Source organism: Nocardia sp. NPDC051832 (assembly GCF_040681285.1).
Lineage (GTDB): Bacteria > Actinomycetota > Actinomycetes > Mycobacteriales > Mycobacteriaceae > Nocardia.
In genome coordinates, this window is sequence record NZ_JBFAYL010000003.1 from 738,804 (window position 1) to 748,427 (window position 9,624).

At 69.3% G+C, this 9,624-nt stretch carries 11 protein-coding genes; 7 read left to right on the forward strand and 4 right to left on the reverse strand.

The features are described 5' to 3' along the window. The first annotated feature begins 118 nt into the window (after positions 1 to 118). The gene (locus AB0M14_RS21165; RefSeq protein ID WP_364997446.1) at positions 119 to 1,087 is read left to right on the forward strand and encodes a LysR family transcriptional regulator; all 969 of its coding nucleotides are present in this window, start codon (positions 119 to 121) and stop codon (positions 1,085 to 1,087) included. After that, entirely contained in the window at positions 1,084 to 2,205 is a 1,122-nt protein-coding gene (locus AB0M14_RS21170) for a metallophosphoesterase (RefSeq protein WP_364997448.1), read from the forward strand. Before AB0M14_RS21165 ends, AB0M14_RS21170 begins: the two co-directional genes overlap by 4 nt. A gap of 64 nt (positions 2,206 to 2,269) precedes the next feature. Here AB0M14_RS21170 and AB0M14_RS21175 read toward each other — a convergent pair whose 3' ends face one another. Both AB0M14_RS21175 and AB0M14_RS21180 read right to left on the reverse strand, forming a co-directional pair. Then, the gene (locus AB0M14_RS21175; protein ID WP_364997450.1) at positions 2,270 to 2,995 is read right to left on the reverse strand and encodes an ABC transporter ATP-binding protein; all 726 of its coding nucleotides are present in this window, start codon (positions 2,993 to 2,995) and stop codon (positions 2,270 to 2,272) included. A gap of 17 nt (positions 2,996 to 3,012) precedes the next feature. Then, positions 3,013 to 4,071 carry an ABC transporter permease gene (locus tag AB0M14_RS21180; RefSeq protein ID WP_364997452.1) on the reverse strand — a complete coding sequence of 353 codons (1,059 nt, stop codon included), beginning with the start codon at positions 4,069 to 4,071 and terminating at the stop codon, positions 3,013 to 3,015. Between the two features lie 130 nt (positions 4,072 to 4,201). On the opposite strand from AB0M14_RS21180, the gene AB0M14_RS21185 reads away from it, so the two are divergent. Both AB0M14_RS21185 and AB0M14_RS21190 read left to right on the forward strand, forming a co-directional pair. Beyond that, positions 4,202 to 5,371, forward strand: coding sequence for a sensor histidine kinase (locus tag AB0M14_RS21185; RefSeq protein WP_364997454.1), 1,170 nt, complete (start codon positions 4,202 to 4,204; stop codon positions 5,369 to 5,371). Then, positions 5,368 to 5,985 (forward strand): response regulator transcription factor, encoded by a 618-nt coding sequence (locus tag AB0M14_RS21190; protein ID WP_364997456.1) that lies wholly within the window; start codon positions 5,368 to 5,370, stop codon positions 5,983 to 5,985. Before AB0M14_RS21185 ends, AB0M14_RS21190 begins: the two co-directional genes overlap by 4 nt. Before the next feature lie 4 nt (positions 5,986 to 5,989). On the opposite strand, the gene AB0M14_RS21195 is transcribed toward AB0M14_RS21190, so the two are convergent. Beyond that, on the reverse strand, positions 5,990 to 6,784 hold the full coding sequence (locus tag AB0M14_RS21195; RefSeq protein ID WP_364997458.1) for a DUF1460 domain-containing protein: 795 nt from the start codon (positions 6,782 to 6,784) through the stop codon (positions 5,990 to 5,992). Positions 6,785 to 6,850: 66 nt separating this feature from the next. On the opposite strand from AB0M14_RS21195, the gene AB0M14_RS21200 reads away from it, so the two are divergent. Together AB0M14_RS21200 and cobM are read left to right on the forward strand one after the other, a co-directional pair. Continuing rightward, complete coding sequence (locus AB0M14_RS21200; protein ID WP_364997460.1) at positions 6,851 to 7,276, forward strand: PPOX class F420-dependent oxidoreductase; 426 nt, start codon at positions 6,851 to 6,853, stop codon at positions 7,274 to 7,276. Positions 7,277 to 7,311: 35 nt separating this feature from the next. Next, the gene (gene cobM, locus AB0M14_RS21205; protein ID WP_364997462.1) at positions 7,312 to 8,061 is read left to right on the forward strand and encodes a precorrin-4 C(11)-methyltransferase; all 750 of its coding nucleotides are present in this window, start codon (positions 7,312 to 7,314) and stop codon (positions 8,059 to 8,061) included. A 3-nt stretch (positions 8,062 to 8,064) separates the two neighbouring features. Here the strand turns inward: cobM and AB0M14_RS21210 are convergent, their stop codons facing one another. Beyond that, a complete protein-coding gene (locus AB0M14_RS21210; protein WP_364997464.1) occupies positions 8,065 to 8,448 on the reverse strand; it encodes a hypothetical protein in 384 nt (127 codons plus the stop codon). A 100-nt stretch (positions 8,449 to 8,548) separates the two neighbouring features. Here AB0M14_RS21210 and AB0M14_RS21215 point away from each other — a divergent pair, with 100 nt between their 5' ends. Continuing rightward, on the forward strand, positions 8,549 to 9,223 hold the full coding sequence (locus AB0M14_RS21215) for a GAP family protein (RefSeq protein ID WP_364997466.1): 675 nt from the start codon (positions 8,549 to 8,551) through the stop codon (positions 9,221 to 9,223). The last annotated feature ends 401 nt before the right edge of the window (positions 9,224 to 9,624 follow it).

Sequence of the window (9,624 nt, forward strand, 5' to 3'; positions counted from 1 at the left end):
ATCCTCGGTGTTCCCGTTGTGATGGGCCCCACAATTTCTAGCTGGGGATGAGTATTCGTGCAGATATGGACCGGCCGCAATGGCCAAATACGCACGGGGCATCTGCAATGATGCAGATATGAGTACCGGTCGACCCAGTGCCGACGACCTGTTGATCCTGCTCGCGGTCGGCCGGTCCGGCCGGTTCGTCTCGGCCGCCGAGGAACTGGGGCTCAACCACACCACGATTTCCCGGCGGATCGCGGCGCTGGAGGAAACCCTCGGCGGGCGGGTACTGACCCGGGTCACCGGCGGCTGGGAGCTGACCGAACTCGGGCGGGCGGCGCTGATCGCGGCCGAAGCGGTGGAGTCGGCGGTGAAATCGCTGACCGCCGACACCGGCGGCACCCGGGTGCTGGAAGGCGTGGTCCGGATCTCGGCCACCGACGGGTTCAGCGCCTACCTCGCCGCGCCCGCCGTGGCCGCGGTGCAGCGACAGCATCCCGGCATCTCCGTCGAAATAGTCACCGCGACCCGGCGCGCCTCGCAGCAGCGTTCCGGCTTGGACCTCGAGATCGTCGTGGGCGAGCCACAAGTGCTGCGCGCCAAGGCGATTCGATTGGGTGACTACTGCCTGGGGTTGTACGGTTCGCAGGACTATCTGCGCGAGCACGGCATCCCGGGCTCGACCGAGGACCTGGCGCGCTACCCGCTGGTCTACTTCATCGACTCCATGCTTCAGGTCGACGACCTGGACCTGGCCGCGAATTTCGCCACCGCCATGCGCGAATCCATCACGTCCACCAATGTTTTCGTGCACGTCGAGGCCACCCGGGCCGCGGCCGGGCTGGGTCTGCTGCCCTGCTTCATGGCCGACCGGCACCCGGACCTGCTCCGCGTGCTGGGGGACCGGATCTCGGTCCGCCTGACCTATTGGCTGGTCACCCGGACCGAGGCGCTGCGCCGTCCGGAGGTCGCCGCCATCGTCGACGCGCTCTGCGACCAGGTCCGGAGTCAGCGAAACATACTGCTCGGTTCGTCTGTCGGAGCGCCGGTGGGCGGGAGGTATAACCTGGCGCAGTCGGCCGCCCGTGAGGAACCACTGTGAAATACGTGCCCCGAATCGCCCTCTTCCTGGCGATTCCCGCTCTGCTGTTCCTGCTCCCGTGGTGGACGCTGGTCGGCGCGACCAGCTCCGGTACGGCGTTCTGGATCGGGAGCGCGGTGTTCCTGGCCGGTTATGTGTGCCTGCCCGCGGCGATGTTCCGGGGTCACGGACCGGCGCAGTCGGACCCGGCGTCGATCGTCGGCGACACCCTGCTCGGCGTGCTGTGGGTGCTGTTCAGCTGGTCGCTGCTCGGGAACGTCGCCGGGCTCGGATTGCTGGCGGCCGGCGTGCCCGATCCGGTCCGGTCCCAGCTGGTCGCGGCCGGCGTACTGGTGGTGAGCGCGGCGCTGGTCGGCTACGGCGTGTACGAGGCGCGGCGAGTGCCCCGGGTGCGCACAGTGGAGGTGCCGATCCGCGGTCTCGGCGCGGGCCTGGACGGGCTGCGCCTGGTAGTCGTCACCGATACCCACTTCGCGGCGTTGAACCGGCTGCGCTGGTCGGAGCGGGTGGTCGAGGTGGTGAACTCGCTGCAGCCCGATATCGCCTGCCACGCGGGCGATCTCGCCGACGGCTCGGTCGCGAAGCGGCATCCGCAGGTGGATCCGCTCGGCAAGGTAGAGGCCCCGCTGGGCCGGTTCTACATCACCGGCAATCACGAGTACTTCGGTGATGCCCAGGGCTGGATCGACCACATGGCGTCCCTCGGCTGGCAGCCCATGCACAATCAGCACGAGATCGTGACGCGCGGCGGCGACCGCCTGATACTCGCGGGCATCGACGACCCGACCGGCGTCGGCCTGCCCGGCCACGGTCCGGACCTGACGGCGGCCCTGGCGGGTGCGGAACGCGGGCTGCCGGTGGTGCTGCTCGCGCATCAGCCGCGTCAGGTCGTCGAGGCCGCGGCGGCCGGTGTGGCGCTGCAGATTTCGGGGCACACGCACGGCGGCCAGATCTGGCCGTTCCACTACCTGGTCCGGCTGGAGCAGCCGGTGGTCGCGGGCCTGTCCCGGCACGGCGACACCCAGCTGTACACGAGCCGGGGCACCGGCTTCTGGGGCCCGCAGCTGCGCGTCTTCGCGCCGAGCGAGATCACGGTACTGGTCCTGCGCACCGCTTAACCCGCGCCGAAAAGGCCGGTGGCACAGCATCTTCTGCTGTGTCACCGGCCTTTCGCGTTGCTGCTCAGGCCGCGCGGGCGGTTGCTCGGGATCGGGTGAGGGTGCCGTCGGTCATGGTGTAGACCGAGGTCATCTGGGGGAGGTGGGTGCGGTCGTGGGTGACCAGGAGGGTGGCGGTGTGGTGGGTGCGGGCTACCTCGAGGATGAGGTCGATGATGGCGGCGCCGCGTTCGGTGTCGAGGGCGCTGGTGGGTTCGTCGATGACGAGGAGGGCGGGGTCGTTCATCAGGGCGCGGGCGATGTTGACGCGCTGGCGCTGGCCGCCGGAGAGTTGGGCGGGGCGTTTGGCGTGCTGGTCGGCGAGGCCGACGGCGGCGAGTAGATCCCTTGCCTTGGCGCGGGTTTCGCGGCGGCGGGTGGGGGAGGTGAAGCGGTGCTGGCCGAGGTGGGACATGGCCTCGAGTTGTTCGGCGGCGGTGAGTGCGGGGATCAGGTTCGGCTGCTGGAAGACGATGCCGATGGCGGAGCGGCGGACGGCGGCGGCTTCGCGGCGGGTCAGCTGGGCGAGATCGATGGTGCGGTCCGGGGTTTCGAGGCGGATGCGGCCGGAGTCGGGGCGGATCAGGGTGGCGGCGGCGGCGAGCAGGCTGGACTTGCCGGAGCCGGAAGGTCCGGTGATGGCGGCGATTTCGCCGCCGGCGACGGTGAGGCCGACGCGGTTCAGGGCGGTGAGGCGGTCGGCGCCGTCGGGGTAGGTGAGGGTGACGTCGTCGAGGGTGAGGGCGGTCATGGTGTGCTCCAAGGGAATCAGCGCGCCGCGCCGAGGGCGGTGAGTGGGTCGGTGGTGAACAGGAAGCGCAGGGCGAACGCCGCGCCGACCAGGCCCAGGACGATCAGGGCGGCGGCCGGTAGCAGGGTGGTGGCCGGGCTCAGCACGAAGGGGAGCGCGTCGCCCATGAATGTGGCCGCGGCGACGGTGATTCCGAGGCCGAGGCTCACCCCGGCGGCCAACACGATCGCGGCCTGGCCGAGTGCGTCGCGGACCAGGGAGCCGGAGGTCGCGCCCAAAGCCTTCAGGGTGGCGATGTCGGGCATCCGCTGCACCGTCCACACCGTGAAGAACGCGCCGATCACCAGGGCGGAGATCGCGAACAGCAGCACCGTCATCAAGGTGAGCGAACCGTTTTCGGCCTGATAGGAGGCCAGCGCGTCCAGCGATCCGGGCACGGTGGTCGTGGTGGTGTGGGCGGCGGCGTTCGCCGCGGCCACGTCGGCGATGCCGGATACCGCGAGCACGGTCGCCGCGCCGCCGCGCGGGCTCACCGATTGCCAGTCGGCGGGCGTCATCCAGACGACGGGGGTGTGGCTGTACCAGTCGTCGCCGTCGATCGCGGCCACGGTGAAGCTCCGGCCGCCGAGGCCGACGGTGTCGCCGGCCGCGGCATGCAGGCTCTTGGCCGCGCCGTCGCTCAGCACGACGCTGCCCGGATCGGTTGCCGCACGGTTGCCAACGGTGCTGGGCGCGGCCCCGAAGAGGGCGACCTGCGCGGGCGGCGACCCGGCCCGATCGGCCTCGGCGCGGCTGATCCCGACCGGCTCGACCGTGCCGGTGGCGCCGGCGGCGCGCTGCCACGCCGACACCTGTTGCGGACTGAGCGCGGACGCGTCGAACGACGGTCCCGCGCCGGTGTCGGCGAACACCAGCTGGTCGGCCGACAGCGATTCGACCGCCGAAATATTCTGGTGCGCGAGCCCGGCGGTGAGCCCGCTGAGGAAACTCACCAGCAGCGCTACCAGCGTGACGACCAGCGCTATCAGGCCGAATCGGCCGCGCGCGGCCCGGAGATCTCGCAGTGCTACGAACATGACTTCACCCTCCCGCGAATTCGAGTCCCGGCCATCGCGCGGGGGAACGAGCCCGCCCCGATCGAAGGGTGGTCGGCCGATTACGTCTTTCGGTGGATGCCGTCTGGGTAGCCGCACATAAGCTGACAAGGTGCACTCTTCGCCGCTCACCCCTGTCTTCACCGCGCTGCGGCTGGGCCTGCATGTGCTGGTGACGGCGTTGGCGGCGGTGACGGCGGTCCGTGCGCTGCTGCCGGAGTCCGAGCACCCGGTCCCGGTGCTGCTGCTCGTCGCGGCTTTCCTTATTACCTACTTCGCGGGCTCGAAGGTCGGCCGCCGACCGGGCGGAATCCTGGCCTGGCTCGGCCTGCTCACCGTCCTGTGGCTCTGTCTCGTGCCGCTCGCGCCGGACGCCGGGTATCTCGCGTTCGGACTGTTCTTCCTCTACCTCCACCTGCTGCCGCGCCCGTGGAGTCTGCTCGCCGTGGTGGCGGCGACCGGGGTCGCCGTCGCCGGGTTCGGCATGCAGCGCGGCTGGGCGGTGGGCGGGGTGATCGGACCGGTCATCGGCGCCGCCGTCGCGGTCGGGATCGGCCTGGGTTATCAGGCACTGTTCCGGGAGTCGGCCGAGCGGCAGCGGCTGATCGACGAATTGCTCAGCACCCGGGAGACGCTCGCCGAGCAGGAACGCAACGCGGGCAAGCTTGCCGAACGCGAACGTCTCGCGCAGGAGATCCACGACACCGTCGCCCAGGGCCTCAGCAGCATTCAGCTGCTGCTGCACGCCGCCGAACAGTCGGCCCCGGAACATCCCGCGCTGCAACAGATTCAGCTCGCGCGCGAGACCGCGGCCGAGAACCTCGCCGAAACCCGCAGGCTGATCGCGGAATTGGCCCCGGCCGCCTTGGACGGGCAGTCCCTCGCGCAGGCGCTGGAGCGCATCTGCCTACGCGCTGAAGGGGTGACCGCCCAGCTGGTCGTCGAAGGCGCGCCCGAACGGCTGCCGATGCCGATCGAAGCCGCGCTGGTGCGCATCGCCCAGGGCGCGGTGTCGAATGTCGTCCAGCACGCGCAGGCTGATCGAATGCGCCTCACCCTCACCTACTCCGACGACGAGGTGTTCCTCGACGTCGTCGACAACGGCGTCGGCATCGAGCCCACGGTCCTCGCGCACGCGCCCACGGGCTCCTTCGGCTTGGCCGCGATGCGGTCCCGGGTGGAGCAGCAAGGCGGAACCTTCGCGGTCGAATCCGAGCCGGGCCACACCGCTGTCACGGTGTCGTTCCCGTTCGATTCGAATGTTTCGGGAGAGCGCGCATGATCCGACTGCTGCTCGCCGACGACCACGCCATTGTGCGGGCCGGTCTGCGCGCGCTGCTGGAGGGTAGTGGCGACATCACGGTTGTCGGCGATGTGCCCTCCGCCGAAGCGGCCGTTGCTTTCTGCGCCACCACGCCGGTAGACCTGGTGCTGATGGATCTGAGCTTCGGTCCCGGTCGTTCGGGCGTCGACGCCACCACTGAACTGCGCGTGCTCCCGCAACCGCCGAATGTCCTGGTGGTCACCAACTACGACACCGACGCCGACATCCTCAGTGCCATCGAGGCGGGCGCCTGCGGGTACATCCTGAAGGACACCCCGCCGCCGGAATTGCTGGCCGCGGTCCGCTCGGCGGCGGCGGGCGAGAGCGTGCTCTCCCCGGCGGTCGCCTCCAAGCTGATGACGCGCGTCCGCCGCGCCGACACCACCCTGAGCCCCCGCGAAATCGAGGTGCTGCGCCTGGTCGCGGACGGGAAGTCCAACCGGGAGATCGCCAAGGAGCTGTTCCTGAGCGAGACCACCGTGAAGTCGCACCTGGTGCACATCTACGCGAAACTCGGTGTCCGCTCGCGTACTTCGGCGGTGGCCCGCGCCCGCGAGCAGGGTGCGATCTGAGCGGTTACCGCGGGCGGAGGACGATCAGCCCGGGCACCGTGCGGGCGTAGTCGAAGAGGGGTGAGTCGACGACCTTGATGTTCTCGGCCAGCGAGGACGCGTTGCGGAACACCGGCCCGTTCGGGGTCATCACGAAGATGCCGACGTGGGTGACGTCCAGACCGGCTTGATCGGTGTAAGCGCCGAGGTAATCACCGGTGCGGAGCTGACTGACCACGGCGTCGTCCACCGCGGCGCTCGGAATGAAGGTCATCGGCCGATCGACCACCGGAACGCCCGGAAGATACTGCCCGCCATCGGCTTTCGCGTTCAGGTGCTTGGTGACGGCGACCGCCGCCGGGCTCAGGGCGCCGGTGATGTCGGTGGCCGCGATCCGGGGCGTGGCCGCCCAATCGGTGAAGAAGTGCTTGCGCGCCCGGAAATCGACCGCGCCGCCGGCATAACGGGTTTCGACGAGGTTCGCGGTGAACTCGTCGCGGGTCGCGGACCTGCTCAGCGCCTCCACGTAATCGAGGTAGGTGAAGCAGTCCACGCGGCGGAAGTCGACCACCAGCTCCTCGGGCCGGTTCGCCGAGCCGATCAGCATGTTCGCCCCGTACGGCGTGCCCAGGAACCGGCTCGACAGCGCCTCGATCAGCTCGCCTTTGCTCCGCGCCTGCTCGCCCCGCACCGCCAGCAGCTCATCGATCTTCCGCGCGGTGACCTCGTCGATCGCGGGGGCGGCGTGTGCCGAGGGCAGCGCGATGACGAGCGCCGTCAGGATGAGCAGTATCCGGGCGATGCCGCGCGCAGCGTTCATACCAAGACTCGCCTCCAGCAAGTAGGTGCAGGGCCGCCACCCACGGTAGCCCGTAATCTCAGCCGCATGGCCTCCCTCTCGGATCCGAAGGTGCGTGCGTTCCTCACCCACGCCACCCGCACCGGCAAAGTCGCCTTCGTCGCCCGCGACGGCCGTCCGATCGTCACGCCGGTCTGGTTCGTCCTGGAAGCGGACACCGTGGTCTTCAATACCGGCAAGGACACCGCCAAGGGCAAGGCCTTCGCCCGCGACCCGCGCATCGCCTTCTGCGTCGACTTGGAGGAAGCCCCGTACGGCTCGGTCCAGATCCAGGGCGCCGTCACCCTCTCCGAGGACCCGGCGGAGTTGCTGCGCACCGCCACCGAGATCGGCGGCCGCTACATGGGCGCCGATCGCGCCGAGGAATTCGGCAAGCGCAACGGGGTTCCCGGCGAGCTCGTGGTCCGCCTGCATCCCACCAAGGTCATCGCCTCCTTCGACGCGACCGCCTGAGGCCGCCGCCCGCCGGACTGCATAGACTGCGCGCCATGACCGTGCACTTCATCGGGGCCGGGCCGGGGGCTGCGGACCTGTTGACCGTGCGCGCGGTCGAACTGCTGCGCCGCTCGCCCGTCTGCCTTTTCGCGGGTACCTACCTGGATCCCGAGGTGCTCGCCCACTGCGCGCCCGGCACCGAACTGATCGACACCCAGCACCTGGACATCGACCAGATCACCGACCACCTGGTGCGGGCCCATCGGGCGGGGCAGGACGTGGCCCGCCTCTGCTCCGGCGACCCGTCCCTCTACTCCGCGCTGACCGAGCAGACCCGCCGTCTCGACGCGCACTCCGTCCCCTGGGACGTCACGCCCGGCGTCCCCGCCTACGCCGCCGCGGCCGCACTGCTCGGTACCGAATTGACCGTTCCCGAACTGGTCCAGTCGGTCGTGCTCACCCGCACTCAGGCGCGCTCCACCGCGATGCCCGAGTCCGAGGCGCTCGCGAACTTCGCCCGCACCGGCGCGACCCTGGTCCTGCACCTGGCCATCACCCGAATCCGGACGCTGGCCGGCGAGCTGATCGCCGACTACGGCCCGGACTGCCCGGCCGCTGTCGTCTATCGCGCCAGCCAGCCCGATCAGCTGATCCTGCGCGGCACCCTCACCGGCATCGCCGATCAGGTCGAGGCCGCCGGCCTGCGGCAAGCGGCGATCATCCTCGTCGGCCGCGCTCTCACGCCCGCGCTGGACTGCACCGTGTCACACCTCTACGACCCGGCCCGCCGCCGCGACGGGTGACCGTCAGAAGTAGGTGAGGACCTCGGCGTCGAATTCGTCGGTGGCCGGGATGGTAAGGGGCGGGCGGTAGTTCTGGCTTCGGACGTGCTGGACGAACTCGTCCGGGAAGGCCAGGCGGTAGGTGGTGAGGTAATGGATGGAGTCCACCCGCCAGATCCATCTGCCGTCCGAGATCAGCGACGGCCCGCTGGGAATCGTGATGGTGTTGTCGACCAGGTCGAGCACGTCCTCGAGGACGTCGAAAACCGGTGTCGCCGCACGCATGTACCGCAGAATCTCCTGCTGATCACCCAGCGCCTGCGTCGCCTGTGACTCCCGCAGCAACGGCAGCTGCTCCTTACCCTGGTACATCTCGCGGTAGATCCCCACGGTGCTCAACAACGCCATCGCTACGTCCCCCTCGGTTTTCGGGTCGATCTTGTGCGTCCCGAGGCTACCGATTCGGGGACGCCGCCGTAATCGGCTGTTCGCGTAGGCTCGCGTCGTTATGCTGACCCTTCTCTTGGCCCTCGCCGGGTTCGCATTCCTCGATTCTCTCGATGTGCTGGTGGCCGGGGTCATGACCGCGGTCGTCGTCGACAGCCGGTTGGCCCGCCGGTCGCCGGTCCCGGGTGGGCTGAGCTTTCTCGCCGGGGTTTTCGCGATCACCACCACCTTCGGGGTGGGGACCGTGCTGGGGTTCCACGCGCTGAGCGGATTGATCGACATCGAGCTCACGCCCAGCCTGCGGTATTGGGGAGAGCTGGGGATCGGGCTGGCGTTGATCGCTGTCGCGGCGTTGCCGGTGACCGCGCGGGCGCAGCCGCCGGAGTGGACGGTGCGGATGCGGCGGCGGCCGTGGCTGCTGGGGCTCGCGGGGATGGCCATCGGGCTGGCTCAGGCTCCGACCGCCGTCCCTTATGTGGCGGGTCTGGCGATGATCTCCGCGCAGGATCCGCCGGGCTGGCCGCTGATAGTCATCGCCTACTGCGCACTCGCGCTGCTGCCGCCGTTGTTGATCTTGTTGATCGGCACCCGGCGCACGCCCCGGGCCCGGCTGATCTATCGCGGAGTGGTCCGGGCGATGACGCGGTACGGCCCGATGTCGGTGCGGATCTTGTTCGTTCTCCTCGGTGCGGCGCTGCTGGTGGACGCGCTCCGGCACGCGCATCAGCTCTGGTAACAGCGGTCCCCCGGGCGACTGTGAGATCGCCGACAGCAAATCCAGCAAACTCGTGACGACGCGTGTGCCAGGCATCATGCTCGCTGGCTATGGATCTTGGTTGGTTCGGGGCAGGCGGCGACGGTAGATTGTTTCGGTGGTCTGCAGCGAAGGTCCCGGCGGTGCCGGTCGGTGGGTATTGGTCTTGGTCGATCCCATGTAACGAGATCGACCTTGGACAGATAGTGCCAATGAACATTTTTGTGCCTGATTGATTATGAGAACTGAACCTGGACACGCGGGCGCCACGCTTCGATAGGTGAGCGTCCTGTCCGGGTGTCGTCGGGGAGCGCTTGCGTGGTGTTCCGGAAGCGAGGTTTCGGTTGGACCGGCTGGATGAGGGCGGGAACAGCGACTTTGGT